At 62.1% G+C, this 25,599-nt stretch carries 21 protein-coding genes, 1 pseudogene and 1 riboswitch; of the genes and pseudogenes, 11 read left to right on the top strand and 11 right to left on the bottom strand.

Translation table 11 applies throughout. The annotated features are described in order from the left end of the window. Positions 1-56: 56 nt before the first annotated feature. The 8 genes from RAS12_RS21500 (at position 57) to RAS12_RS21465 (ending at position 8,707) form a co-directional block, all read left to right on the top strand. Complete coding sequence (locus RAS12_RS21500; protein ID WP_306939993.1) at positions 57-2,699, top strand: type VI secretion system Vgr family protein; 2,643 nt, start codon at positions 57-59, stop codon at positions 2,697-2,699. Beyond that, positions 2,699-3,562, top strand: coding sequence for a VRR-NUC domain-containing protein (locus RAS12_RS21495; protein ID WP_306939991.1), 864 nt, complete (start codon positions 2,699-2,701; stop codon positions 3,560-3,562). The genes RAS12_RS21500 and RAS12_RS21495 overlap by 1 nt, the downstream gene beginning before the upstream one ends. Next, positions 3,559-5,127: a type VI immunity family protein gene (locus tag RAS12_RS21490; protein WP_306939989.1), complete on the top strand. Its 1,569-nt coding sequence runs from the start codon at positions 3,559-3,561 to the stop codon at positions 5,125-5,127. Before RAS12_RS21495 ends, RAS12_RS21490 begins: the two co-directional genes overlap by 4 nt. Before the next feature lie 127 nt (positions 5,128-5,254). Continuing rightward, the gene (panE, locus tag RAS12_RS21485) at positions 5,255-6,181 is read left to right on the top strand and encodes a 2-dehydropantoate 2-reductase (protein WP_306939987.1); all 927 of its coding nucleotides are present in this window, start codon (positions 5,255-5,257) and stop codon (positions 6,179-6,181) included. Between the two features lie 223 nt (positions 6,182-6,404). Beyond that, positions 6,405-7,016 carry an NAD(P)-dependent oxidoreductase gene (locus RAS12_RS21480; protein WP_306939986.1) on the top strand — a complete coding sequence of 204 codons (612 nt, stop codon included), beginning with the start codon at positions 6,405-6,407 and terminating at the stop codon, positions 7,014-7,016. A gap of 138 nt (positions 7,017-7,154) precedes the next feature. Further along, positions 7,155-7,613, top strand: coding sequence for a nuclear transport factor 2 family protein (locus tag RAS12_RS21475; protein ID WP_306939984.1), 459 nt, complete (start codon positions 7,155-7,157; stop codon positions 7,611-7,613). 9 nt (positions 7,614-7,622) lie between these two features. Next, entirely contained in the window at positions 7,623-8,192 is a 570-nt protein-coding gene (locus RAS12_RS21470; protein WP_306939982.1) for a flavin reductase family protein, read from the top strand. A 5-nt stretch (positions 8,193-8,197) separates the two neighbouring features. After that, complete coding sequence (locus RAS12_RS21465; protein WP_306939980.1) at positions 8,198-8,707, top strand: nucleoside 2-deoxyribosyltransferase; 510 nt, start codon at positions 8,198-8,200, stop codon at positions 8,705-8,707. Between the two features lie 32 nt (positions 8,708-8,739). On the opposite strand, the gene RAS12_RS21460 is transcribed toward RAS12_RS21465, so the two are convergent. The 3 genes and pseudogenes from RAS12_RS21460 to RAS12_RS21450 all read right to left on the bottom strand — a co-directional run. Next, a complete protein-coding gene (locus RAS12_RS21460; protein WP_306939977.1) occupies positions 8,740-9,396 on the bottom strand; it encodes a TetR/AcrR family transcriptional regulator in 657 nt (218 codons plus the stop codon). 221 nt (positions 9,397-9,617) lie between these two features. Beyond that, positions 9,618-10,331 (bottom strand): 3,4-dihydroxy-2-butanone-4-phosphate synthase, encoded by a 714-nt coding sequence (gene ribB, locus RAS12_RS21455; protein ID WP_306939975.1) that lies wholly within the window; start codon positions 10,329-10,331, stop codon positions 9,618-9,620. 112 nt (positions 10,332-10,443) lie between these two features. Further along, positions 10,444-10,598, bottom strand: a riboswitch (FMN riboswitch). 476 nt (positions 10,599-11,074) lie between these two features. Continuing rightward, positions 11,075-11,575 (bottom strand): annotated as a pseudogene (locus RAS12_RS21450) (SET domain-containing protein); the annotation flags it as partial. Positions 11,576-11,692: 117 nt separating this feature from the next. Here RAS12_RS21450 and RAS12_RS21445 point away from each other — a divergent pair. Continuing rightward, on the top strand, positions 11,693-12,613 hold the full coding sequence (locus tag RAS12_RS21445) for a bestrophin family protein (protein WP_306939972.1): 921 nt from the start codon (positions 11,693-11,695) through the stop codon (positions 12,611-12,613). Between the two features lie 7 nt (positions 12,614-12,620). Here the strand turns inward: RAS12_RS21445 and RAS12_RS21440 are convergent, their stop codons facing one another. Beyond that, the gene (locus RAS12_RS21440) at positions 12,621-13,091 is read right to left on the bottom strand and encodes an Lrp/AsnC family transcriptional regulator (RefSeq protein WP_306939971.1); all 471 of its coding nucleotides are present in this window, start codon (positions 13,089-13,091) and stop codon (positions 12,621-12,623) included. A 93-nt stretch (positions 13,092-13,184) separates the two neighbouring features. On the opposite strand from RAS12_RS21440, the gene ilvB reads away from it, so the two are divergent. Next, a complete protein-coding gene (gene ilvB, locus RAS12_RS21435; protein WP_306951553.1) occupies positions 13,185-15,011 on the top strand; it encodes a biosynthetic-type acetolactate synthase large subunit in 1,827 nt (608 codons plus the stop codon). An 18-nt stretch (positions 15,012-15,029) separates the two neighbouring features. On the opposite strand, the gene RAS12_RS21430 is transcribed toward ilvB, so the two are convergent. The 5 genes from RAS12_RS21430 to RAS12_RS21410 form a co-directional block, all read right to left on the bottom strand. Continuing rightward, on the bottom strand, positions 15,030-15,809 hold the full coding sequence (locus RAS12_RS21430; protein WP_306939969.1) for an SDR family oxidoreductase: 780 nt from the start codon (positions 15,807-15,809) through the stop codon (positions 15,030-15,032). A 25-nt stretch (positions 15,810-15,834) separates the two neighbouring features. Further along, on the bottom strand, positions 15,835-16,689 hold the full coding sequence (locus RAS12_RS21425) for an ABC transporter permease (RefSeq protein WP_306939967.1): 855 nt from the start codon (positions 16,687-16,689) through the stop codon (positions 15,835-15,837). Between the two features lie 13 nt (positions 16,690-16,702). Continuing rightward, positions 16,703-17,473, bottom strand: a complete 771-nt coding sequence (locus RAS12_RS21420) for an ABC transporter ATP-binding protein (protein WP_306939966.1) — start codon at positions 17,471-17,473, stop codon at positions 16,703-16,705. Further along, positions 17,473-18,531 carry an ABC transporter substrate-binding protein gene (locus RAS12_RS21415; protein ID WP_306939964.1) on the bottom strand — a complete coding sequence of 353 codons (1,059 nt, stop codon included), beginning with the start codon at positions 18,529-18,531 and terminating at the stop codon, positions 17,473-17,475. Before RAS12_RS21415 ends, RAS12_RS21420 begins: the two co-directional genes overlap by 1 nt. Before the next feature lie 220 nt (positions 18,532-18,751). Then, a complete protein-coding gene (locus RAS12_RS21410; protein ID WP_306939963.1) occupies positions 18,752-21,391 on the bottom strand; it encodes a DNA topoisomerase III in 2,640 nt (879 codons plus the stop codon). A gap of 62 nt (positions 21,392-21,453) precedes the next feature. Between RAS12_RS21410 and RAS12_RS21405 the strand changes: the two genes are divergently transcribed. Beyond that, a complete protein-coding gene (locus RAS12_RS21405; RefSeq protein ID WP_306939961.1) occupies positions 21,454-24,090 on the top strand; it encodes a GDYXXLXY domain-containing protein in 2,637 nt (878 codons plus the stop codon). A gap of 12 nt (positions 24,091-24,102) precedes the next feature. Here the strand turns inward: RAS12_RS21405 and gluQRS are convergent, their stop codons facing one another. Both gluQRS and RAS12_RS21395 read right to left on the bottom strand, forming a co-directional pair. Continuing rightward, positions 24,103-24,981, bottom strand: coding sequence for a tRNA glutamyl-Q(34) synthetase GluQRS (gluQRS, locus tag RAS12_RS21400; protein ID WP_306939959.1), 879 nt, complete (start codon positions 24,979-24,981; stop codon positions 24,103-24,105). Between the two features lie 74 nt (positions 24,982-25,055). Next, positions 25,056-25,514 carry a Smg family protein gene (locus RAS12_RS21395; RefSeq protein ID WP_306951551.1) on the bottom strand — a complete coding sequence of 153 codons (459 nt, stop codon included), beginning with the start codon at positions 25,512-25,514 and terminating at the stop codon, positions 25,056-25,058. Positions 25,515-25,599: the final 85 nt, after the last annotated feature.

Below are 25,599 nucleotides of genomic sequence, written 5' to 3'. Positions count from 1 at the left end.
CCAACCCTCCGTTGCGCAAGATCTCAGCTCCCGTTTGATCTTCCAAGGGGGGAGCCGTGCCGCAGCGCCAGAGCGACCTGCGTTTCACCTTCGAGCCCATTTGCGGCGCAGCGTTTGATGTCATTGAATTCACGCTGGAAGAAGCGCTTTCCGAGTCCTACAGGCTGTGCGTGGAGCTCTCCAGCTTCGACCCCGCCGTAGATTTTGGCGCGCTGCTGGACCAGCCCGCGTTGTTCACCGTGTGGCGCGGGTCGCAGGCGGTACGGTATGTGCACGGCATCGTCTCTGCATTCGAACAGGCCGACACCGGTTTTCGCCGCACACGCTACCGGGTGGTGGTTGAGCCATCCCTAGCCCGCGCTGCGTTGTGTTCGGACTGGCGCATCTTTCAGCACCTGTCCGTGCCAGAGATCATGGCAGACGTGGTCAAGCGTCAAGGCATCACCGACTACGAACAAGTCACCACCCGCGAACATCTGACCCGGGAATACTGCGTTCAGGCTGGCGACACCGACTTACAGTTCCTGGACCGCCTGGCGGCTGAAGAAGGCTATTTTTACCGGTACGAGCACTCGGCAAAAAGCCACCGCCTGATTCACGGTGATCGCATTTACGTCCATGGCGAGATCAGCGGCGGGCCGGTAGTCTACAACCCGATGCCTGGCGGCGATCAGCCCGAACCTGCCTTGTATCGCTTCACTTACGCCGAACGCGTACGCACGGCTATACAAACGCAGCGCGACTACACCTACACCCATCCACAGTACGCGCAGGAACACTCTCCCATCGCAGGCGGCCTGGATCACCAGGATTCCCGCTACGAACGCTACGACTATCCGGGCCGCTACAAGCGCGACGAAGCCGGTAAACCCTACACGCAAAGCCGCTTGCTGGGCCACCGCCGCGATGCGCGTGTCGCATCAGTGGAAGGCGACGATGCGCGCTTGGTCCCGGGCGTGGCTTTCGACTTGACCGGTCACCTCAGAGAAGAGTGGAACCAAGGCTGGCGGCCCGTTCGAATGCGGCACCACGGCGTGCAGCACACCAGCCAGGAAGAAGATGGCGCGGGCGCCGGTCTTGGCACCCATTACCGCTACACCGCGGAAATCGTTCCTGACAAAGTGGATTGGAAACCCGAGCCCTGCCCCAAACCGCGAATCGACGGACCGCAGGTAGCCACCGTCGTGGGTCCGCCCGATGAGGAGATTTTTTGTGATTCGTGGGGTCGCGTCAAAGTGCAGTTTCCGTGGGACCGTCTTGGCCGGCAAGATGAGCACAGCTCGTGCTGGATACGCGTCTCCCAGAACTGGGCCGGCGCGCTGTGGGGGCACATGGCTGTGCCGCGTATCGGTCAGGAAGTCATCGTCAGTTTTCTGGATGGCGATTGCGATCAGCCCGTGATTACCGGACGGACTTACCGCGCCACCAACTTGCCACCCTATGCTCTGCCTCGTCACAACATTCTGAACACGATCAAAAGCAAAGAGCACAAAGGCAATCGCGCCAACGAACTTCGGCTCGACGATACGTCGGAGCAGATCAGCGCGGCATTGATGAGCGAGCATGGCGCCACGGAACTGCATTTGGGATATCTCACCCATCCGCGGCCCGGGGGCGGCGCGCCGCGAGGCGAAGGGTTTGAGTTGCGCACGGATGAACACGGCGTCTTGCGAGCGGCCAAGGGTTTGCTGCTGACGACCGAGGCGCAGTTGCGGGCCAAGGGCGGGCAGCTGGACCGATCAGAAATCACCGGCGTGCTGGAAGCCGCGTTGGCATTGGCCCGAAATCTTGGCGAATACGCGGCGGTGCACGAAGGCGTGGCACATGACGCCCAACCCCAGCACGCATTGACCGAGGCTGTTCGCGACCTGGGTCATGGTGCAAATGATCAGCCGGACGGTCGGGGCCAAGGTGACCGGGCGGCCATGGCGTTCAGCGCACCCGCAGGCATTGCGGTGGGAACGCCCGCCAGTCTTGCGCTAGCGGCAGGCGAACACATCGACAGCATCGCTACGCAGCACCAGCAGATCAGCGCCGGGGAAAAAATCGTCGTCAACGCGGGTGGTGATCTGGGGCTGTTCAGTCAGGGCGGCGACGTGCGCCACATCGCGCATCAAGGAGAGATGCTGCTACAGGCGCAGCACAACCACATCAGGATTCAAGCGGATCAAAGCGCTGAAATCACATCCAGCAAACAACACGTGCTGATCGGCGCTGATAAACACATCACGCTGCTTTGTGGCGGGGCATACATCAAGATGGCTGGCGGCAATATCGAACTTGGGATGCCGGGCACCTTCACGGTCAAAGCCTCCACCCATGAATTCTCTGGCCCGGCTGGCCGAGGCGCCACCTTGCCGGTCTTCAAATCTCCCGACGCGGTCACGGGCGACTACGCCGGAAAATTCCGGCTGCGAAAAACGGACGAGCGGGATTTTGAAGGCTACCGCTATCGCATCATGGCAGGCGGAACGCTGCTGGTAGAAGGCTTGACCGACCAAGCCGGCGAAACGGAATTCATCGAAACGTCGAATGCGCGCAGCGTGCAGACGTACAAGACCATCATGCGCGAAGACCAGCGGATTACCGGGAGTCCTGATGCCCTGGTCGGCGAGTTGGACTCTACCAATCCCCAATTTCCAGAGCCCGGTCCGCATGACGAAGAGTTCCTGGATCAACACATGGAAGGAGGCGGCTGATGGCAGCTCCAGTTATCGCAGCAGGAGGAGCAGCAGCAGTACGAGCGATGCTTGTCTGGGGAAATCGCGCCTTTCGAGCCCACCGCGCCAATGAGGCCGCGCAATTGGCGGTCGAAAGTGCCGAGGTGCTGGCCGAGATCAGTAAACGGAAGAAGGAGGTGGAAACGGTCTTGAAAGACGTCATCAAAGGCCTGAAGGAAGAGATCGATATCAAGAGTTCGACGTTTGTCCGCACCGGCGGCAATGCAACGGTATCCCGAGGCCGCAATGAAAACGTGACGTACAAGCACTACATCGAGCGCAAGATTCCATTTCGTCCCGTGATCAGCACCGTGTGCCAATGGGCGCTCAAGTCACCCATCAAGGTGCCCAGACGGATCCGCAAGAAGATCCCCGGCGAGGTCATCGAAACCACGATTGATGTCTTGCTGAAGCAGACGACGGCATCGTTGGTTTTTGAGGCGGTGGACGATTTGCTGGAGTGGCAAAGCCCTTTGAAGGCGGAGCCGAATTACAACGGTACGACGTACGCGGCCATGTTGGGAGAGCCCTCTACTCGGCCGCAACGGATCAGCGATTACTTCCCGTTCTGGCCTCGGCCCAAGGGGAGCTTGGCCCCTGATCTGGTGATTGTGGAGTATCGCCAGAAGCCGTTCGATGTGAGCAACGTGTTTGCCGCAGTGGAGATCAAGTTTCCAAATGATTGGGTGAAGAAAAAGCAGATGACTGACTACCTCCGGTTGATGAACAAAGACACAGAGAAGGTAGCCCTCCTTCGAGTACCGGAAGATTGCACGGGATACAAATCTGACGCAGATGAAAAGGCGAAAAACGGTCGGCAGACTCCTCGGAGGGGAAAATGAGTACGAGCAGCCCATTGATCGATGATGATGATTTGTTAGGCATGATCGAGGACCTGAAGAAATGGCCCAACACCGCCATTCACAATGGGTCGTTCGAGTTATCCATGTCGCCATTTCTGACGTTCTACTTCACTTACGATCCAGCGCACTTTCTACGGACCACGCTGGACATGATTGATATTCACGAGGCGTTTGAAAAGCTGCTGGGGTATCCCTATACAGTGGCGACGCACCCTGACTCGGAACGGCCTCACCCTTACGGATCGAAACGTCTGGGCGATGTTCGCGAGTGGGCAAGGAAAACTCCATTGGACAAGGCCTTCACCGTCAACTTTACTGACGAGAAAAACCATCAGAGTTCGCCCACCCACTCTGCGTATCTTTGGCGGCAATCAGATTGGGGCAGAGAGGAGGACGATTACTCCTACATCCAGTTCTACTATCGTTGGCAGTGGTGGCTAGACAACAAGGACGCTTGGCGTGAATTTGTTTTGGACACAATCGGGCGGTTGAAACCCGCGCAGGTCTATAGCGGTTTTGCGATGGCCAACCCATTGGAATTCGGCATGCGTTCGGAAGTCAGTGTCTGGGACCGCGCGCTCGCGCCATGCTTCTACGGACTCGACACCGACGACACCTTCGGCATGACCTTGACGCCCCAACTCCCGTCCGGCATCCGCCCACCGACCTGGGGATTCTTCCTCTCGGACACTTGGCGCGAAAAACTTTCGGTGTCACGCGAAGACGTCGTGGCTCATCTCAATGATCCGCGCATCCGCATCGACACGCTCAGTTGCGGGCAATGGATAGAACTGGGTCCGCAACCAGACCTTTATCCGGTCGAGGACGGTGTGCCTGAACTGCCGGTTCTGCTGAATCGATTGGTGCGCCGCATACGCCATCCTCAACTGGATTTGATCGGCTCCGGCGAATGGGACGGCGATCCCAACGAACGCTTCAATCGGCGCGATACACAGCGTTGGCTCGCCCGTTTCGACGACGACAGTGACTGGCCCTCGCCCGAGATCCGAGGTCTTACACCAAGCGATCCGGCCATCGAGCCCACGCCTACGCATGTTGTCGTTGGCGAATTGATCCCCTCGGAAGGCTGGTGGTACACGCTCGCACAGAACCACTCCCGCCGCTATTTCAAAGCGGGCGAACCCGCGCCGCCCATCCCGCAGGGCACGACACGCGGCCGTGTTATCTGGCAACGCGATATTGATCAGCGTGCGCCCGAAGCCGAACGGGCGCATACGGCTACTAGCGGCCAACCGGCACCGCGTGCAGGCCAATGGCGCGCCGACGATCAGGGCGACGTCCTGTGCATCGTCGCCAAGGATGAGGCCTTGCCGGCCTACCAAGGCCTGACCGTCACGTGGCATTGGGTGCAGGACACGGCCGCCAGTGCTGCGCGCGTGCGTTCCGGTGAACCCTGCCCCTACCCTGGCAGTTGGACCTGCGAAGAATTCCCCACGGGTTCGCAGACCTTCATGCATCAGGCGATCATGCCGCAGATAAACGGCCGTGATGTGACGTGGGTGATGGTCAAGTTCTTGAACTAGGCGATGCCGCTATTTTTTCGCCCACACAGCGGGCAGCGGAGCCGTACAGCATGATGTAAGCCATCGGGTCAGGCGCATAATTGCCGTATCAGCCCGCAGCACAGGCGGGTAGCTACTGGAGAGGCAAATGCGGTTGTTGTTCTTGGGTGCTGGCGGCACCGGTGGATATTTTGGCGGACGCGCTGCTCAGGCGGGCGCGGACGTGACCTTCTTGCTGCGCGAAGCGCGCGCGGCACGGATTCGTGAACAGGGTCTGCGTATCCAAAGCCCTTTCGGCGACGCCACGCTGCACCCGCAGGTCGTGACCGAGCAGACCTTGCAAGGCACCTATGACGTGGTTGTGCTCAGTTGCAAGGCCTATGACCTGGCCAGCGCCATCGAGGCCATCCGCCCCGCAGTCGGCCCGGATACGGCGGTGCTGCCCATCATGAACGGCGTGTTGCAGTACGACGTGCTGGACCGCGAGTTCGGGCCGCATCGCGTGCTGGGCGGGCTGTGCCAGATCAATGCCACGCTGGGCGCCGAGGGCGAAGTCGTGCACTTGGGCAAGCATGCGAACATCGTCTTCGGCGAACGCGCCGGCCCGGCGCGCAGCGACCGTGGCGTGGCGCTGGAGCAGGCCCTGGCGGGTGGCGAATACGTGAGCCGCCTGAGCGAAGACATCTACCAGGACATCTGGGAAAAGTACGTCATGCTGACCACGCTGGCGGCTGCCACCTGCCTGATGCGCGGCTCGATCGGGCAGATCGCATCCACCGATGACGGCATCGGTATTTTGTTGAGCTTGTTGCAAGAGTCGCAGGCGGTGGCCGCAGCTTCTGGCCACGCGGTGCGGCCGGAAGCCGATGCCTTTGTGCAAAAGCTGCTTAGCGACCGCAGCCAACCCATGACGGCGTCGATGTTCCGCGATCTACGGCAGGGGCTGCCTGTCGAGGCCGATCACATCGTGGGCGACATGGTTCATCGCGCACGCACGCTGGGCGTGGATGCAACGTATCTGCGGGTTGCCTATTCGCACCTTCAGGTCTATCAGGCGCAGCGCGCCGCAGGCTGATTCTGGCCAACCCCCTAGCTGCGCCCCTGTTCAAACGGGCGCGCCGGGGGCACACTGACCCCATCGGTCTCCGACAGATTGATGCATGGATTGCAAAAAACTCTTCCGTTTTTACGGGTTTTTTGTTCGGAAACGACCGAATAGTATGGCTTGGCCTGAACCGGGGCGTGTTTGCAGCGCATCGTGCGCCGCCCTTCCCGGCTTCCCCCAAAGGAGCAAGACCATGAAAATCGCATTGATCGGAATTACCGGCCGCGTGGGTTCCCGCGTGGCGGATGAATTGCTGCAACGCGGCCATCAAGTGACGGGTATTGCCCGCAACCCGGCCGACGTGAACGCGCAGCCGGGTCTGACCATCCAGCAAGGCGACGCCACCGATCCCGAGACGTTGACCCCCATTCTGACCGGCCATGACGCCGTGATCAGCGCGACGCGCTTTGTGTCGGCTGACGCCCGCCCGCTACTGACGGCGGTGAAAAACGCTGGCGTGCCGCGCTTGCTGGTGGTGGGCGGCGCCGGCAGCTTGCAGGTGGCTCCCGGCAAAATGCTGATCGACACTCCCGAGTTTCCGGATGCCTATAAGCCCGAAGCTCGGGCAGGCGTGGTGTTTTTGGACGTATTGCGTCAGGAAAAGGTGCTGAACTGGACCTTTCTGTCACCGTCCGCGATTTTCGAGCCGGGCGAGCGCACGGGCACGTTCCGCGTGGGCGATGACCATCTGTTGGCCGATGAAGAAGGCAAGAGCTGGATCTCGATGGAAGATTACGCCATTGCACTGGCCGACGAGATTGAGTCTCCCAAGCATTCGCGCCGCCGCTACACCGTCGGCTACTAAGGCTGGCGGTCTCTTCCGCTAGTCGAGGACACAGGGGCCCGTCAAGGGCCCCTCTCAATTGCGCAACAGCGCCGAATGCAACGCCTTTTGTTTGTAAACTGGCAAACCGCCAGTTGGCGTCATCCTGAGTTGTTTTGTATGCGTATGAAGTGGAAATCGTGGGCCGCCTGTGTGCTGGTCGCCTCCAACTGCCTGGCGATCGCGCCGGCGTTTGCGGCTGCGCCTCAGTCGAACAAGGACATTGTGGTGGCGTTCTTTCGCATGATGTTCCAGGACCGCGATATCGACGAGGCCGTGCGCCTGTACGTCAGCCCCAACTACATCCAACACAACCCGTACATGCGTGATGGCGTTGCACCCATGGTGGATTTCTTCCCGCCCTACTTCGACCAGCATCCGCAGGCCATCGTGGAAATAAAGCGCGTGATCGCCGAGGGCGATCTGGTCGTGATCCACAATCTGTGGCGTGATTCGCCGGAAGATCGCGGCCAGGCGGTCGTGGATATCTTCCGCGTGGACAAGGGCAAGATTGTTGAGCATTGGGACGTCAGCCAGGAAATCCCCGAGAACCCCGCCAACCAAAACGGCATGTTCTAAGGGTTATTCATGTCAGACATCGAACCCGTCGAGCTTGCGCGAGCCTACCTGCTTCTGAACCACGGCCCCACGGTGCTGGTGACGAGCGCACACGGTGATGCGCGCAACGTCATGGCCGCGGCCTGGGCCATGCCACTGGATTTCAGTCCGCCCAAGATGCTGGTTGTGGTGGACAAGAATACCTACACGCGTGAGCTGATTGAAGCGTCGGGCGAGTTCGCGCTGTGCATTCCATCGCGCGCGCAGGCTGCCGCAACGATGCTGGTGGGTTCGAATTCCGGCCGCGAAGAAGACAAATTCCAGGCGAGCGGGCTGACCACGTTTGCTGCCAGCAAGATCGGCGCGCCCTTGATCAGCGGCTGTCTGGGATGGCTGGAATGCAAGGTGGTGCCCGAGCCGCACAATCAACAGGCTTATGATCTGTTCATCGGGGAAGTCGTGGCCGCCTGGGCGGCGCCGGACGTGTTCTCGCAGAACCGCTGGCATTTCCCGCAAGACGAGCGCCGTTCCATCCACTACCTGGCGGGCGGCTCATTCTTCGCCACGGGCGAAGCTTTCAACGTATCAGAGTCGGAGTAGCCGCCATGCGCACTGTGTATCTTGCGGGTTTCGATGTATTCCTGCCGGATGCGGTGGCGCACGGCAATCGTCTCAAGGCGCTCTGCGCGACCTACGGTTTCGACGGTCTGTTCCCCCTGGACAACATGGCGCCCAAGGACTTGTCCGGGCTGGCGCTGGCGCAATGGATCTACCGTGAAAACGTGGCGCTGATCCGGCGCGCCGATATGGTCATGGCAAACCTGAATCCGTTTCGGGGCGCGGAACCAGACTCCGGCACGGCCTTCGAAGTGGGCTACGCAATTGCCTGCGGCAAACCAGTGTGGGGCTATACCAGCCTTGAGGGCTCGCTGATTGATCAGGTGGCGGTCGGGGCTGCTGCGGACGAAGGGGCATCGCACATGGTGGATGCCCAGGGGTACACCGTGGAAGACTTTGGCCTGAACCTGAATCTGATGTTGGCTTGCAGCGCCCGCATCGTTGTAGGCAAGGCTTCTGATTGCCTCGCGCGAATGGCGCAGGACGCGAGCCGATAAGCCGCAGGCAGCGTCAGGCCGCGCGCATACCGCTATCGCCCTGCGCCCTTCGCCGGCTTGCGCGGCGCGGCGCGCTTGGGCGCACCCAGGTATCCCATCACCGCATCCACAACGGCTTGTTCCAGTTGCTCAGTTGAAAAGCCCGCAGGCGGTTCCAGCGCGGCGGCATGCACCAGCGACTCCATGATGCGCAACACCACGTAGGTCGCCAGGTCGCGATCCTGTTGGCCGATTTCAGCCTTGTGGTGCTCCAGCAGATGCCGCATCCGGCGGTGGATATCCTGGTCCGCCAGACTGTGGTCGCGCGGCGTGTCGAACAGCGGAAATTCGCGCTCCAGTACGCGGTGCAACGCGGGTTCCAACATATGCGCGTGCAGCATCGCCTGCACAATGGCCGCCACACGCTCTTCAAGCGTGGCGGCAGGATTGCTGTTCAGAACGTCATCGATGACATCCAGCATCTGCATATCGTGACGATTATGCAGAGCGGCGATCAGCGCATTCTTGTTCGGAAAGTACTGATACAGCGAGCCCACGCTGACGCCTGCGGTTTCCGCGATCAGATTGGTGTTGGTGCCCGCGTAGCCGTGCGTGGCCAGAATGCTAGCCGTGGCTTGCAGAATGGTGTCTACGGTCTGCTGGGATCTAAGCTGGCGCGGCGATTTCCGGGGCTGGGGGATGGCTGTCATGGATGTGTTCAAAGGCGAGTATCAAATCTGAGCATTCGCTCATAAAATTTGCAGACAGATCGTTCTGTTCATCTCTGCACCCGCGGATTATGCCATCGCCAATTTGCGCGCGACGGCTTCGGGATGCAACTCAGCCTTTCAAGGAACAACATGTTGAACGCATCGACGCCCAACCTGGCTGGCAGGCAGGGTTGCGCATGGACGCAACCCTGATCCGGTCTTCAGACCGTTGCCGCCATTTCCAGAACTTCGTCGTCGATCTCTTCTGCTTGGCCATCTTTCAGCTTTTGCAGATGGTCGGCCAGTTCGGCGATGGTCAGTGCCACCAGGCCGTGTTCGGCGGCATAGCGCTCAAGCGAGGCGCCGCGCATCATGGTGCCGTCGGCGTTCATCAGTTCACACAGCACACCGGCTGGGCGCAGGCCGGCCAGCGTGGCCAGGTCGACCGAGCCTTCAGTGTGGCCGCGGCGGGTCAGCACGCCGCCCGCTTGCGCGCGCAGCGGAAACACGTGGCCGGGGCTGACGATGTCTTCGCTTTGGGCCGATGGAGAGATGGCGGCGCGGATGGTGGTGACACGGTCCACGGCTGAAACGCCGGTGCTGACGCCTTCGCGGGCTTCGATGGAAACGGTGAACGCGGTGGCAAAGCGGCTTTGGTTGCGCTGGACCATCGGGGGCAGTTCCAGGCGGTCCAGCGTTTCGCCGGGCAGGCACAGGCAGACGATGCCGCTGCCGTCGCGAATCAGCTGGGCCATCACGGGGACAGTCAGCTTGTCGGCGGCGACGATCAGGTCGGCCTCGTTTTCGCGGTCAAAGTCGTCCATCAGGATGACGGGGCGGCCCAGGCGCAGATGATGCAGGGCGCGCTGCAAACGAGCGGCGAAGGGCTGCGAAGCCAGGCTGGGGAGGGACTGCTGGGTATTGAGGTTGGACATTGAAACGCTCTCGCAAATTAAAGGGGGCGAAAAACGTTTCAGGGCTAATCGACAGCCGAACGCAATACGGCTTTCCAGGCGCGATGGCGCCCGGACGACCGGTGTTGTGTCGGCACATCTTCTCTCATCCGGACTATGACCGTCGGCTCTGGCATTTCACCAGATCTGCTGACCCCGGTATCCGTAAAGGACGCCGGGCGCTCGCGGGCTCACCACATTGCATGGCATACCGCCGGTGGGGAATTGCACCCCGCCCTGAAGACGTACTGCATGTCGTGTTAACGACTGTGCGGATTGTACGCCTGTCTATTTTTTGCGGGCGAATATGCTTATTGGGGGTGGGGTTATGCCGTCGGCGTGGGAGCGATGGCGGCTTCGGTGGTATTTGCCGGCGTTGGAGCTTCTGCTGCTTGGGGCGTTTCTGCCGGGGGTGTGGCTGTTACCGGTTTGGCGGCTTTGGTTGGCTTGACAGTGGTGGCCCGCTTGGCAGCCGTTGCCGGTTTGACAACTTTTGGTGTTCGCGCGGGTTTTACGGCCTTTACTGTCTTGGCCGCTTCCTTCGTATTCGCCGCTACTGCCGTCTTTGCTGTTTCCGCAGTCTTAGCCGCTTCCGCAGGCTTTCCAGCCTCTACGGTCTTCGCGGGCTTGGCGGGCTTCGCGGTCTTTACGGGCTTTACGGCTTTGACCGGCTTCACGGTGTCTGCGGTCTTCACCGGTTTTGCGGTTTCAGCGGTGGTCACCGATTCTGCCTTGTCGGCCTTCTTTGTCTTTTTCTTGGGCAGCGCCAACATCGTGCCGCGGCAGGCAGGGGTGCCGCACAGGCAGCGGTAGCCTTCTTTCAGCGCCTTGGTGATGCGGCCGTCCAGAACCAGGCCATAGTCGTAGTTCAGTTCGGTGCCGCGCGGGATGTCTTGGAGGGCAACGATGTAGACGCGTTTGCCGTGCTTGCCTTCCTGGGCTTCGCAATTGGGCTGGCAGGAATGGTTGATCCAGCGGGCGTCGTTGCCTTCGTCGCCGCCATCGATGACGCGGCCAGAGCTGAGCGCAAAGAAGAAAGTGTGGAAGGGGTCGTTCGGATTGGTGGGATGGCGCCGGTCGGCTTCTTTGGCGCTGATGCGCTCACCGCCGTATTCGATGATGCGCGTGCCCGCCGGAATCTTGCGGGTGGCGAAGACGCCGTTGCCGTGCAGCTTGGAGCGGCGGACAACATGCCAGGGCTTGATCGGGGTGTCTGCGGTGGTCATGGAGGCGTGTGATATCGGTTGAATGGCGGTAAGACGAAACAGAATTATATCGGCGCGGTTTTGACAGGATGACAGGCGTATAGTGAGCGCCGCCTTGTCCCTCACTTTCTATTCATCATGATCGTCCGTCCGCGTCCCTCTGCGCTGGCTTTGTTCTTTGTTTTGCGCGGCTCCATCATTCCGCGCATTCTCAGCAGGCTGGTCGTCATAACCCTGTTGTCCTGTGTGGTGGTGTGGATGTACCACCGCCACTGGTTCTCGCCCGCGCATCTGACCGCCGTGCCCTTCTCGCTCTTCGGGCTGGCGTTGTCGGTCTTCATGGGCTTTCGCAATAACGTTTGTTATGACCGCTGGTGGGAAGCCCGCAAGCAATGGGGCGACCTGATCGTGCAGGCGCGCAGCCTGGCGCGCGAAAGTGCGGTGCTGCTGGCGGCCAGTACGGCCAATCCGGTGCAGGAACGTCTGGTGCGCCGCTGCATCGGTTTTGGTTATGGCCTGGCGGCGCGCTTGCGCGGTCAGGATATGGTGGATGCCGTACGCCCCTGGGTGCAGCAGGACGAACTGGAGACGCTGGCTGGCTGCCGGAATGTTCCCGATGCCTTGCTGATGGCGATCAATCGTGATCTGGCGGCGTGTCTGCGGCGCGGTGAACTGACCGACATCCTGTATCAGGGCCTGACCCAACGCGTGGCGCAGTGCGCAGCGATCCAGGCGGCCTGTGAACGCATCAAGTTCACGCCCTGCCCCTTTGCCTATTCCCTGCTGCTGCACCGGACTGCCTGGCTGTTCTGCTTGCTGCTGCCATTCGGTCTGGTAGGCACGCTGGAATACCTGACCCCGCTTGCGGTCATCATCATCGCCTATACCTTTTTCGGTCTGGACGCGTTGGGCGACGAGCTTGAAGACCCCTTCGGTCTGGAAGAAAACGATTTGCCGCTGTCGGCCCTCGCCCGAGTGATCGAAGTCGATCTGCTGGAAGGCCTGGGTGTGCGGCCGCTGCCGGAAGCAGCCGAGCCAGTGGACTACGTGTTGCGCTGACCGGGCATCAGCCCACCGGACCCGTCAGCGGCAGCATGGTTTCCTTCAACCGGCGCAGCACGAAGCAGGATTTGCTGTGCCGGATGCCGGGGATGCGATAGAGCTGTTCGCGCAGCAGCCGCTCGTAATCGCGGGTGTCACGCACGGCGATGCGGATGTAATAGTCGTAGTCGCCCGAAACCAGAAACGCCTCCAGCACTTCCGGAATCGCCGCCAGCGCGCGGCCAAACTCGTACAGCGTCTCTTCGCTGTGGCTTTCCAGCGTGACGTGCACGATCACCGTGTCCATGAAACCCAGGCTGGCGGGATCGATGTCTACCGTGTAACCCCGGATCACCCCGGCAGCTTCCATGCGCTTGATGCGGTTCCAGCACGGCGTAGACGACAAACCCACGGCTGTGCCGATGTCGTTCAGGCTGGCGCGCGCGTTCTCTTGCAGCACCTTCAAAATGGCGAGATCAAACTTGTCCAGGTTCATTTTCTTTGATTCCTTGAATTTGAAGATAAATTTACTCTGAACAGCGTCTATTCGTGGAAAAGAAGATAAAAATTCTTCGCGGCTACGAATAAGATAGATAGCATGAACGATCGCCTGCACCCCACCACCGCCGCCGCGCTTGCCGCCACTGATCGCCCTCCTGAAAACGGGGCAAAGATTCTGCTCGACACGCTGATTGCGTATGGGGTCGACACCGTATTCGGGTATCCGGGCGGCGCTGTGCTGCCCCTGTACGACGCGCTGTACGCCGAGCCGCGTCTGCGCCACGTGCTGGTACGGCACGAACAAGCCGCCGTCCATGCCGCCGAAGGCTACGCCCGCAGCACGGGCCGCACAGGTGTGGTGTTCGTGACTTCCGGCCCGGGCATGGCCAACACGACCTCGGGGCTTTTGGACGCCATGTGCGATTCGATCCCGGTGTTGTGCATCAGCGGTCAGGTGGCCACGGCCGCGATTGGCACGGACGCTTTTCAGGAATGCGATGCCATCGGCATTTCACGGTCGGTCACCAAGTGGAATACCCAAATCCGTGCGGTCGATGATGTGGCGGGTGTGGTGGCGCGGGCTTTCGAATTGACGCGCCAGGGCCGCCCCGGCCCCGTGCTGGTGGATTTTCCCAAGGATGTGCAACTGGCCCAGCCGCGTGACGCCGATGACGATACGCTGGCCGTGCCTTCCCAGCAGAAGTTGGCCGCGCTGCGTGCGCGCCGCCAGTCGGGCAAGCTGGCGCCCAAGTTGCCTCAGTCAGCGGTACGGCGCGCTGCGGCGCTGATTGCGCAAGCCCGCCGCCCCATCTTCTACGGCGGAGGCGGCTTGGTGAACGCTGGCCCCGAGGCCTGCGCCGCCTTCACCGATTTGGTGCGCCACACCGGCGCGCCCTGCACGTTGACGCTGATGGGTCTTGGCGCTTTCCCCGCATCCAGTCCGCAATTTGTCGGCATGCTGGGTATGCACGGTACGGTCGAGGCCAATCTGGCCATGCACAATGCGGACCTGGTCGTGTGCATTGGCGCCCGCTTTGACGACCGCATCACCGGCAAGCTCTCGGAGTTCTGCCCGCACGCGCGCAAGATTCATATCGATATCGACCCCGCGTCGATCAACAAGGTGGTGCGGGTGGATGTTGCGCTGGTGGGCGACTGCCTGCCGCTGGTACGCGCCTTGCGCGACGAGCTGGGCGATGCGCCGATGGACCCCGCGCGCCTGGCGCCCTGGTTCAAGCGCATCGACGCCTGGCGCGCTCAGGACTGCCTGGGCTACACCCCGGCGGCCGACGCGATCCTGCCTCAACACCTGATGTCGCGCTTGAACACCGCGCTGCAGGATCGTGACGCGATTGTTTCTACGGACGTGGGCCAGCACCAGATGTGGGCCGCGCAATATCTGCGATTCGACAAACCGAATCGCTGGCTGACCTCGGGCGGCGCTGGCACGATGGGCTACGGCGTGCCCGCCGCCATTGGCGCGCAGGTGGCGCATCCTGACAAGACCGTGGTCTGCGTCAGCGGCGATGCGTCGGTGCTGATGAACATTCAAGAACTGTCCACGGCCATGCAGCATCAGACGCCCGTCAAGGTCGTGCTGTGCAATAACGGCTACATGGGCATGGTGCGGCAGTGGCAAGAGCTGATCCACGGCGGCCGCTACAGCCACAGCTATAACGCGTCGTTGCCCGATTTCGTGGCGTTGGCGCGCGCTTTCGGCTGGGGCGCGGCTCGGGTGGATGATCCAGCCAAGCTGGACGCCGCGCTGGCGGAATGCCTGGCGCATGACGGCCCGTACTTTCTGGATGTCGCCGTGACTGCGCAGGAAAACTGCTTCCCGATGATGCCGGCGGGCCAAGGGCACCAAAAGATGATGCTGGCTGAAGGCGTCTGGTACCAGGACGAAACGACCTGATCCGAGGCGCCCCAACGCCTAGAACTGAATCGACAGCCCGCCGTCCACCACCAGCACGTGTCCATTCACATAGGACGCTGCTGGCGATGCCAGAAACACGGCGGCGCCAGCGATTTCTTCCGGTTCGCCCCAACGCCCCGTCGGATTGCGCGCGGCGATCCTGGGGCCGACATTGGGGTTGGCGATCATTTCGGCATTGGTTTCCGTGGCGAACGTGCCGGGGGCAATCGCATTGCTGGTGATGTGGCGTCCGCCGAATTCCGCCGCCAACGCGCGCACCATGCCGGTCAGGCCCTGTTTAGCGGCGGGATAGACCGCGTCGCCCGCCCTCGCCAGTTCCCCCACCACTGAGGTAATGGCGATCAAACGTCCACCGCCCTGGCGCACCATGCGCTCGGCCGCAAACTTGGCCAGCAGCATGCCCGCCACGAGATCGGTGTCGATCAGCTCGCGGATCTCTGCGGGCGACGTGTCGGCGAGCGTCTTGCGATTGCGCGCGCCGACATTGTTCACAAGAATATCCAGGCGGCCGTGCTGGTCATCGATGTCCAGAAACGCCTGCTCCATCGCGGCCTGATCGCTGACGTCAAACGGCAGGCCGTGCGCATCCAGACCGCAATCGGTCAGCTCGGCGACGGCTGCCGTTACGGCCTGGGCATTGCGGCCATTGATCAGCACGCGCGCGCCACAGCCCGCCAGCGCCCGGGCGATGCAAAAGCCCAGTCCGCGCGCGGACCCGGTCACCAGCGCAACCTGTCCGGTCAGATCAAAATTGCGCAGATAAGGTAATGTCGTCATCAGTGCTGTCCCGCTTGGTTCGTGGTCATTCCCTGAATTCCGGCGCCCAATGCAGCAGCCGCCGTTCCAGCCAGGTCACACAATAAACCAGAGCGATGCCGACGATCGACAACAACGTCACCGCTGCGAACATATCGGTGGCGTTGAGCGTGGCCAGCGCGGTGATCATCAGGTAGCCCATGCCCGTGGTTGAGCCGACGAATTCGGCCAGCACCACCCCGATCAGCGCAAAGCTGATGGCGTTGGGCAAGGCTGCGAACGTCCACGCCGCCGCAGTCGGAATGCGTACGCGCCACAGAATCTGGCGCGGCGAACCGCCCAGCGTCCGGCAGAAGTCCACCAGTTCGCGTTCCACGCTGCGCCCGCCCTTGTAGGTATTGAAGAACACCAGAAAGAACACCACGAACCACGATGTCACCACTTTGGATGCCAGCCCCAAACCGAAAAACATGGTGATGAGCGGCACAAAGGCAATGCGCGGCATCGAGTTGAACGCCACGATGAACGGGTTGAACACATCGGCCAGAAAGCGGCTGCGGCTGAGTGTCATGCCGACGATGAAGCCGCTGCCCACTCCCACCACCAGCCCGACCATGGTGGCTTGCAACGTCAGCCACAGATGCGGCCAGACCGAACGCGGGCCGGGTTGCAGCCATTCCCACAACCGCACCGCCACGCGTGACGGCTGACTGATGAAGAACGGGTCGAACAAGGTGTTTTTGGTGAACCAGGGAATGCGCGTGAGCGTTTCCCAAGAACCCAGGATGATGGCAAGAATCAGGATTTGCCAGAGCGTGATGCGCACACGGCGCGACACTGCGGCACGGCGGTCCAGCCGCAGCTGGTCCTGCAAGGAATCAGGGGTTTCAGTCGGAGTCATGACGCGGGAATGTTCAGGCAGCGGCGCGGAACTGCTGGCCCAGCACGCTCCAGAGACTTTGCACGTGAGTGACGAACTGCGGCGTTTCGCGCAGCGTGAAGACATCGCGGGGATGCGGGATCTGAATGCGCTCGTCCAGCAGCACCCGGCTGGGCGGGCCGGACAGCACCACTACGCGATCAGACAGCAGGATGGCCTCGTCCAGATCGTGCGTGACCATCACAATGGTCTGGCCCAGCTTGCGCCAGATTTCCATCAGCTCGCGGTGCAAGTGCGTCTTGGTATGGGTGTCCAACGCGCCAAAGGGCTCGTCCAGCAGCAGAATGCGCGGCTCAACGGCCAGGCTCATCAACAGCGCCACGCGCCGCCGCATGCCGCCCGAGAGTTGATGCGGAAAGGCGTCGGCGAACGGGCTCAGGTGGCCCAGTTCCAGCAGCTCTGCTACGCGGCGTTCGATCTTGTCCGCAGCCACGCCCTGAAACTTCAGCCCCAGCGCCACGTTCTTTTTGACGCTGAACCAGGGCAGCAGCGTGTCCTTCTGAAAGATGTAGCCCAGCGCCGGCGGCACTTGCCCGTCGACCACGCGGCCATCCACGCGTATGGTGCCGGCCGTGGGGCGCAGAAAACCGGCAATCATGTTCAGCAGCGTGCTTTTGCCGCAGCCGGAGGGGCCGACGATCGAGACGAATTCACCTTGCTCGATAGTCAGGCTGACCTCGCCCACCGCATGCGTTGTGCCTTGGCGCGATTGGTACGCCTTGCCTACCTTGTCCAGCGTGATCATCAGAGGCCCCGCGCTTTCCGCACGAAGCTCATGTTCACGCACTTGCTGTAGGGCACGGTCTTGATTTCATCGTTAGAGAACTGGCGGCCGTCGCCCATGATGGCCGTCATGCGGTTGTATGCGTCCTCGGTGATGATGTTGTCTTTGAGGAAGACCGTGTCTTTGTAGACGCCCAGGGTTTTTTCGATGGCGGCGCGAGGGAATGCGCTCAGGTAGTCGTCGTAGATCACGTCGGTGATGCCGGCTGCGGTGTTGGCGCTGATGAAGTCTTGCGCCTTGACCATGGCCGTCACAAACGCCTGCACCACTTCGGGGCGTTTCTGAATGGTGTCTTCCAGCGTCAGGGCCGCGATGCCGGGCACGTCGCCGCCCATGAATTCATTCCACGAGCTTTCCGTGGTGGCGTCAAAGATGGGCACGCCCCAGCCTTCCTGGCGGGCCTGCTCCATCATCGACATGGTGGCCATGCTGGCCGATACCGAGCCCGTCTTCAACGCGCCCAGCATGGTGGCCAGATCGCCCAGGGGGCGGATGTCGACCTTGTCGGCCACGCCTGCCTTTTGCATCAGGTAAATCGCCATCAGCCAGGTGCTGGACTGCGGCTGCGTCGCGCCCACGCGCTTGCCCGCCAGGTCTTTCAGAGACTTGATCTTGCCGCTCTCGAAGTCCTCGCGGCGCACGATCACGTTGGCGTAGGTCAGCTTGCGGTCAAAGCCGAACACCAGTGTGGCGGCCTTGCCGGCGATGGTGAGCGCGGGCGCCGCAGTGGCGGCGGTGGCGCCGAATGCGATCTGGCCGGCGGCCAGCAATTGGTTCGTGCGCGGGCCGCTTTGCGAATTCAGGTATTCAACTTCCAGTCCGCCTTCGCCGAAATAACCTTTCTTCAGCGCGACGTAACCGGCGGCGAAGAAGGGGTCGATGCTTCCCTGGCCATAGACGACACGGCCCAGTTTGGGCTGCGCGAACGCGACGCGTCCATTGAGCAGGCTGACGCCGGCCAGTGCCCCGGCAGCGGCCAGCACGCGGCGGCGGGTGGTGAAATCGGCGGGTTGGGTCATGTCATCCTCGGAGTTGATTTTTGGTTGCAGCTGTTTGGCGTAAACAATACTCCAGCGCCTGCGGTCCAACAATGGAAAACGCCCGGATGTCCGGGCGTTATCTGTAAAAGGCGGGCTGCAACGCCGGGGTGGTCAAGAAAGCGGAGTTTCTTTCGCGCCGGCGTTGCTTGATGGATTGCGCGCGTTGGACAGTAGTGGCGTCTTTCGCGCTTCATCCATCCTACGCAGCTGCCTTTTTCACCGCTTTTTTAACGGCGGTTTTCTTGACGGCGGCTTTCTTTACTGCCGTCTTTTTTACCGCGGCCTTCTTGGCGGGCGCCTTTTTGGCTGCGGTCTTCGTTGCAGTCTTGGCCGCTGTCTTGGTCGCCGTTTTTGCCGCCGTCTTGCCTGGCGCGCGGCCAGGTTTTTCAGGACGGGGTTCAAACTCGAAACCGATCTTGCCATCGGGCTGGCGCACCAGGAACGCCTTGAACTTGCGGTTCGTGCGGCTGGACACAAAGCCTTCCAGCAGATCGGTGCGGCCGTTGATCAGCAGCTTGCCCATCTGTTCGGCCGAGATCTCCTGTTGCAGGATGACCTTGCCCGAACGGAAGTCGCAGCTCTTTTCAGGGCCCACGGACTTTTCGCAGACATAGCTCATGCCGTGTTCGAATACCCGCGATTGGCACTTGGGGCACGAACCTACCGGCGTGTGGCCGGAAAAGTCCACGGCTTCGGCGTCGTCTTCGTCGTTCTGGCCAAAATCGAATTCCAGCTTGAACTCATCGCTGATGCGCAAAATGGCGGCAAACGGCCGGCCCATCTTGCTGATGAAACCTTGCAGCGGACCGATCTCGCGCTTGGCCAGCAGCTCTTCTACTTCCGGCAATTCGAAGGTACGGCCGCCCGGGTGCTTGCCAATCGAGAAGTCGCAGCTGGTGCAGGCAAAGCGGCGATAGTTTTCCTTCACCACATTGCCGCACTTGGGGCACGGCGTCTTCAAGGTGGCGTAGTCGCCCGGCACCGTGTCGCGCTCGTATTCCTTGGCGCGCTTGACGATGACCTGCGTCATTTGCGCGATCTCGCGCATGAACGCTTCGCGCCCCAGCCCGCCTTGCTCGATCTGCTTGAGCTTGTGTTCCCATTCACCCGTCAGTTCGGGCGAAGTCAGTTCCGTGACGTCCAGACCAGACAGCAGCGTCATCAGTTGGCGCGCCTTGGCGGTGGGCACCAGGTCACGGCCTTCGCGGCGCAGATAGACCTCGTTGAGCAGACCTTCGATGATGGCAGCGCGGGTGGCCGGCGTGCCCAGTCCGCGCTCGGACATGGCTTCGCGCAACTCTTCGTCGTCCACCAGCTTGCCGGCGCCTTCCATGGCGGACAGCAAGGTGCCTTCGTTAAAGCGCGCCGGCGGCTTGGTCGACAGGCCCACGGCTTCCACGTCCTCGGTGCGCACGGTTTCGCCGTCCGCCACGGGTACCAGGTTGGCGTCTTCGCCCTGAGCTTCCTTGCCGTAAACGGCCAGCCAGCCCGGGGTGACCAGCACCTTGCCGTCCGTGCGGAAGCGATGCCCCTGCACTTCGGTCAGGCGGGTGGTGACGCGGTATTCCGCGGCCGGGAAAAACACTGCCAAAAAGCGCTTGAGCACCAGGTCGTACAGCTTGGCCTCGGCTTCGCTCAGATCATGCGGGATCTGCAGCGTGGGGATGATGGCAAAGTGATCCGACACCTTTTTGTTATCAAAGATGCGGCGATTCGGCTTGACCCATTGCTGGCGGACGACCGTGTCCGCGTGGCGCGACAGGCCGCCAACGGCATTGGAGCCGCCCGTGGCCAGTGCCCGCATGGTTTCCTGCACCGTGGCGATGTAGTCCTCGGGCAGATAGCGCGAATCGGTACGCGGGTAGGTCAGCGCCTTGTGGCGTTCGTACAGGGTCTGAGCCAGCGACAGCGTGGTTTTGGCCGAAAAGCCGAAACGGCCGTTGGCTTCACGTTGCAGGGAGGTCAGGTCGTACAGCGCCGGCGACATCTGGGTCGACGGCTTGGATTCTTCGGTGACATTGCCCGGCTGCTCGCGGCAGGCGGCCACCACGCTTTGCGCGGCGGCTTCCGACCACAGGCGCGATTCGCGCTTTTCCGGGTCACGGTCGTCTTTCTTGAATTGCGGATCGATCCAGCGGCCTTCGTACAGGCCCGCAGCTGCCACAAATGTGGCGCGCACTTCCCAGTAATCACGGGGCACGAAGCGGCGGATGCGCTCTTCGCGCTCGGCCACGATCGCCAGCGTGGGCGTTTGCACCCGGCCGACGGGGGTCTTGAAGAAGCCGCCGTCTTTGCTGTTGAAGGCGGTCATGGCCCGCGTGCCGTTAATGCCCACCAGCCAATCGGCTTCAGCGCGCGAACGGGCAGCGGCTTCCAGCGGTTTGAGCTGCGCGTCGTCGCGCAGGTTGGCAAAAGCATCACGAATTGCGGCCTGCGTCATGGACTGGAGCCACAGACGCTGAATCGGCTTTTTTACGCCCGCATACTGAATGATGTAGCGAAAAATCAGTTCGCCTTCTCGTCCCGCGTCACAGGCATTGATGATGGAGTCCACGTCCTTGCGCTTGGCAAGGCGGACCAGCAACTTCAGGCGTTCGGCGGATTTCTTGTCGGTGGGGCCCAGTTCGAACTCAGGCGGAATCACGGGCAGGTGCGTGAAGCTCCACTTTCCCTTGACCGGATCGTTAGGCGCGACCAAGCTCAGCAAGTGGCCAATGCTGGATGCGAGTACGTAACGTTCGCTTTCAAAATAGTCGCCCTCGCGCGCAAAGCCTCCCAAGGCGCGTGATATATCAAGGGCCACCGAGGGCTTCTCGGCAATAATCAGCGTTTTATTCATGTGTATCCAGTGGCGGTAGTCCCGCCTTAGTAGCGCGGATAATAAGATCGGAGATTCGCCAGATGCAAGTCGGCACTGAAAGACAAGCGGGATCCGAACTGCACGCTTGGCGTCAATTCTTGGCGCGAAGCACCCTGTGGCTAGGCGTTTTGCTGCTCGGCAGCGCTGCAATTTGCTGGGTCGCCGCCAATTGGCAGGACATGACAAAAGTGCAACGCTTTGCCGGTACGCAGGGCCTGCTGGCGCTATCTGCACTGGCTGCGGCCTGGGCCGGACTGCGCCTTCGGGGCACGCCCGGTGTGCGGCGCAGCATCCCTGGCGCGCTCCTGGCTTTGGCCGGCATCTTGCTCGGCGCCCTGCTCGCGTTATTAGGCCAAACTTACCAGACTGGCGCAGATACCTGGGAATTGTTCGCCTGGTGGGCGGTCTTGCTGCTGCCCTGGGCGCTGGCCGCCACCAGTCAGGCCGTCTGGCTTTTGTGGGTGCTGGTGCTGAACGTGGCCGCGGTCTTGTGGCTGGGCGAGCGGGTATTTACCTGGATGGTGGTTTTCGAGGGGCCGACCGTGCCCATGCTGTTCATGGCCACCCTGAACCTGCTTTTATTGCTGGGCTGGGAGTTGGCGGCGCGGCGCTGGAAGGCCAGCACGCTGATCGGGCCGCGCATCCTGGCGGCGATCATCGTCAGCGTGCTGGTGCTGTCCCTGATGTTCTTCGACCTGTTCGAGCGCACGACAAAAGGGGTGAGCGGCATTGCATGGCTGGCCGTCACGCTGGGTTTGGGCTTTTATTATCAGAAGGTCCGGCGCGATCTGGTCATTCTGGCTATTTTGGCCGCCGGCGTCATATGCGTGTCGCTGCGGGTGGTGGGCGAATGGCTGATACGCATGGCGCCCGGTGTCTGGGCCGCTTTGCCTCTGGCGGCGTTGCTGATGGCGGAAGCCGTGTGGGCGGCGCGCTGGCTGCGCAAGCTGGCCGCCGTACCCCAGTCGCCTGTGCCGGCCGCAGACGCCGAACCGGCTGCGGCCTCTGCAGGCAACGCGGTAGAACCGGCTGATTCGGGGGCGCCAGTGGCCCAACTGGCGCCCGTGGCGGCGCCGCAGATTGATCCTCCCTGGTATGTGCAGTGCCTGCTGGGCTTGAGCGCCTGGCTGGCCACCCTGCTGCTGCTGGTGTTCGTGGCGTTCTCCGGCATCGTCAATAGCGAAGAGGCCGCGCTGGTGGCGGGCCTGGTCCTGTGCGCTGCCGGTGTGGCGGTGTTGCGCAGCGACGCCGGTCCGTTCTGGCGGCAATGCGGCACCGCCATGGCGTTCTGCGGCCAGATCCTCATCATTTATGGCTTGTCTGATTCCACATCCGTAGCGCGCGCAAGCGTCTTCGTGCTGCTGATGGCAGCCGTCATCTACGCGCTGGGGCCCGACGTCATCTTGCGTTTCCTGAGCGGCCTGCTGATCGCCGCGGCGGGCGCCAATCTGATCTGGACGGGCCTGTCGCCGGATCTGATGCAAAGAGATCTGCTGGCAACCTGGTTTGGTTTCGATTCCAGCCGATTGCAGTTTCTTTGGTTGCCCATCGCCGTGACGGGCGCTTGGGCCGCCGCCGTGGTGTTGACGTTAAGCCATCGCCTGGGCAGCAAACGGGGTCATACGTTGCGTCCTTTGGCTTGGGCGTTGCTGCTCTCGGTGCAGGGCATGGTGTGGCTGGCAGGCGGCGTGCCGGCGCAGCATCTGCCCGCCATGTGGCAGCTGAATCCTGGCGGTGCCTTGCTGGTGGTGGCGGGCGCGTTGTTGCCTGTCGCCGCGGCAATGGCGGTGCTGTGGCCCAGACGCCATGTCCTGACGGCTGGCGTCACGTGGGGCGTGCCGATCGGTTTGCTGATTCTTGCCTTGTTCTGGCTGCCCAGTCCCGGCGTTGGTTTCGCGTTGGCATGGCTGCTGCTTGGGTTTGGACTGAACCAGCAGCGTGTCGCGATTTTTGGCGTGATCAGCCTGTTGGCTTATCTGGGCGTCTATTACTACCAGCTGGACGTGCCTTTGCTGGATAAAGCCTTGTGGCTGGGAGGCGCCGCGGTCTTGCTGTTTGTGCTGCGAGCCCTGGTGTGGCTGGTGCCGCGCCTGATGCGCACTCAGGCGCCGTCGCGGCGCGGTCCGCTGCCGCCAGTGTCCGGTCCTTTGCGTTGGCGCACGCTGGGTATTCTGGGTGGTCTGGCGCTGGTGCTGATCGTGGCCAACGGCGGCATCTGGCAGCGTGAAAAACTGCTGGCGTCGGGCAAGGTGGTCATTCTGGAGCTGGCGCCGGTAGACCCCCGGTCGCTTATGCAGGGCGACTACATGGCCCTGAACTTTGCGGCCAGCCGCGAAATTACCCGGTTCCGCCTGGGGGCCGAGCGTCCGCAAAACAACGATGACCTGCCTTTCGCGCTGTCAGAACCGGCCGACGGGTATGTGATGTTGGCGGCCGACGGGCGCGGCGTTGCCAAGCCCGTGCGTATCCAGACAGACGCAATGCCCCACGCCGAAGGCGAAGTGCCGTTGCGCTACCGCGTTCGCGACAACCGCGTGCGCATCGTGACCAACGCGTACTTCTTCCCGGAAGGCCAGGCCGAGCGCTATCAGGTCGCCAAATACGGCGAGCTGCGCGTGGCCGAAAACGGTGATGCCCTGCTGGTGCGTATGCTGGGCGAGGATCTGCAGCCGCTCTAGCGTGCCGGCTGTCTAGGGAAAGCGCCGCGCCCAGCGCGCGGTGGCTACGCTCAAGAATGAATCAGGGCTGTCTGCGGCGATGGGGTCAAACCCCAAAGCCCGCCAGGCGCCCTGTAACGCGTCCAGGGGCGCGTCCAGGCTCAGGGCGGGGGCTCCGTTCTGCTTGGACAGCTTGAGGCCGCTGGCGGGGTCCAGGATCAGCGGCACGTGCAGGTAGCGCACGGGGGGAAGCTCAAGCAACCTGCCCAGCACCCGCTGGCGCGCCGTGGAACTGAGCAGGTCCGCGCCGCGCACGACATCGGTCACCCCTTGCTCGGCGTCATCCACAACCACCGCCAACTGATACGCCCACAGACCATCCGCGCGCCGTAAGGCGAAGTCGCCCACGGCGCGGGCCACGTCTTGCTCTTGCGGACCCAGCCACCGGTCTTCAAAGTGTTCGATGCCTTCGGGGATGCGGACGCGCCATGCGCGCGCCTGACGGCCTGGCGGCAGTCCGTGGCGGCAGGTGCCGGGGTAAGGCCGTTCGCCATCGGCGCCGGGCGCAGCCGCGGGGCCGCGCAATGCAGAATCTGCGATTTCCCGGCGCGTGCAGCCGCAGCCGTAGACCAGACCGCGCGCGGCCAGTGAATCACAGGCCGCTTGATAGGCGACGTTGCGCCGGGACTGCCACATGACGTCGCCATCCCAACGCAGGCCCAGCGCAGTCAGCTGCGCCATGATGGTGTCGGCGGCGCCAGCAACGGTGCGCGGCGTGTCGACGTCTTCCATACGCAGCAGCCAGCGCCCGTCATGGGCGCGCGCATCCAGCCAACTGGCCAGAGCGGCCACGAGCGAACCCGCATGCAACGGGCCACTTGGGCTGGGGGCGAATCGGCCGACGTAGTTCACAGCAAAGGCAAAATGCCCGCGCGCAGGGCGCGCGGGCAAAGTGGAAAAGGAGTCAACTCACAGTGCACAAAGGGTTAGTGCAGCAGCCTCACGCCGTCTTCGTCCAGCAACTCTTCCAGGACCAGGTTGTCGATCTCGGCTTCCTGGCTCCAGAGAACCATGAGGGCGATGATCTTGATCTTGGACAGCGGCACGGGCGTTTCCGGCGAAGCCAGGCCCCGGTCGATGACGATTTCCCGCAAGGGCGCGGGCAGCACGCCGGCCGATTCCAGAAAGGCGATAAAGCCGATGGATTCGGTGCCGAGCTGGCTGTATTCGTTGTCGGTGTAGATCCGGGTTCCGGTGTTGGGCGCCTGAGCGAGGTCGACACAACGTTCGGTCGTTTCGGCCAGGCCGTACAGCCAACCGAGGGCGTCGTCGATGTCTTCGTGCTCGAAGCCGGCGGCGGCAAGCCGCTTTGCGAGCACATCGGCCGCAGGACAGGCTTGCGGCGTGTAGTAGTTCTCGAACAGATAAACCAGGATATCGAACATATGGCGCAGTTTTGTGCCTGTTTGCACTGTCGGCCCGCAGATCGGCAGACCAGCAAACATGAATTTTACTTTACGCTGATTTATT

Source organism: Achromobacter seleniivolatilans (assembly GCF_030864005.1).
GTDB lineage: Bacteria > Pseudomonadota > Gammaproteobacteria > Burkholderiales > Burkholderiaceae_B > Achromobacter > Achromobacter seleniivolatilans.
Note: the sequence above shows the minus strand (reverse complement) of the source record. Positions and strands in the feature narration are given on the sequence as shown.

What these genes read in the sequence shown, in the direction of transcription:
- RAS12_RS21495 (WP_306939991.1), top strand. Translation starts at nt 2,699, where the DNA reads ATGGCAGCTCCAGTTATCGCAGCAGGAGGAGCAGCAGCAGTACGAGCG.
- RAS12_RS21490 (WP_306939989.1), top strand. Translation starts at nt 3,559, where the DNA reads ATGAGTACGAGCAGCCCATTGATCGATGATGATGATTTGTTAGGCATG.
- panE (WP_306939987.1), top strand. Translation starts at nt 5,255, where the DNA reads ATGCGGTTGTTGTTCTTGGGTGCTGGCGGCACCGGTGGATATTTTGGC.
- RAS12_RS21480 (WP_306939986.1), top strand. Translation starts at nt 6,405, where the DNA reads ATGAAAATCGCATTGATCGGAATTACCGGCCGCGTGGGTTCCCGCGTG.
- RAS12_RS21475 (WP_306939984.1), top strand. Translation starts at nt 7,155, where the DNA reads ATGCGTATGAAGTGGAAATCGTGGGCCGCCTGTGTGCTGGTCGCCTCC.
- RAS12_RS21470 (WP_306939982.1), top strand. Translation starts at nt 7,623, where the DNA reads ATGTCAGACATCGAACCCGTCGAGCTTGCGCGAGCCTACCTGCTTCTG.
- RAS12_RS21465 (WP_306939980.1), top strand. Translation starts at nt 8,198, where the DNA reads ATGCGCACTGTGTATCTTGCGGGTTTCGATGTATTCCTGCCGGATGCG.
- RAS12_RS21460 (WP_306939977.1), bottom strand. Translation starts at nt 9,396, where the DNA reads ATGACAGCCATCCCCCAGCCCCGGAAATCGCCGCGCCAGCTTAGATCC.
- ribB (WP_306939975.1), bottom strand. Translation starts at nt 10,331, where the DNA reads ATGTCCAACCTCAATACCCAGCAGTCCCTCCCCAGCCTGGCTTCGCAG.
- RAS12_RS21445 (WP_306939972.1), top strand. Translation starts at nt 11,693, where the DNA reads ATGATCGTCCGTCCGCGTCCCTCTGCGCTGGCTTTGTTCTTTGTTTTG.
- RAS12_RS21440 (WP_306939971.1), bottom strand. Translation starts at nt 13,091, where the DNA reads ATGAACCTGGACAAGTTTGATCTCGCCATTTTGAAGGTGCTGCAAGAG.
- RAS12_RS21430 (WP_306939969.1), bottom strand. Translation starts at nt 15,809, where the DNA reads ATGACGACATTACCTTATCTGCGCAATTTTGATCTGACCGGACAGGTT.
- RAS12_RS21425 (WP_306939967.1), bottom strand. Translation starts at nt 16,689, where the DNA reads ATGACTCCGACTGAAACCCCTGATTCCTTGCAGGACCAGCTGCGGCTG.
- RAS12_RS21420 (WP_306939966.1), bottom strand. Translation starts at nt 17,473, where the DNA reads ATGATCACGCTGGACAAGGTAGGCAAGGCGTACCAATCGCGCCAAGGC.
- RAS12_RS21415 (WP_306939964.1), bottom strand. Translation starts at nt 18,531, where the DNA reads ATGACCCAACCCGCCGATTTCACCACCCGCCGCCGCGTGCTGGCCGCT.
- RAS12_RS21410 (WP_306939963.1), bottom strand. Translation starts at nt 21,391, where the DNA reads ATGAATAAAACGCTGATTATTGCCGAGAAGCCCTCGGTGGCCCTTGAT.
- RAS12_RS21405 (WP_306939961.1), top strand. Translation starts at nt 21,454, where the DNA reads ATGCAAGTCGGCACTGAAAGACAAGCGGGATCCGAACTGCACGCTTGG.
- RAS12_RS21395 (WP_306951551.1), bottom strand. Translation starts at nt 25,514, where the DNA reads ATGTTCGATATCCTGGTTTATCTGTTCGAGAACTACTACACGCCGCAA.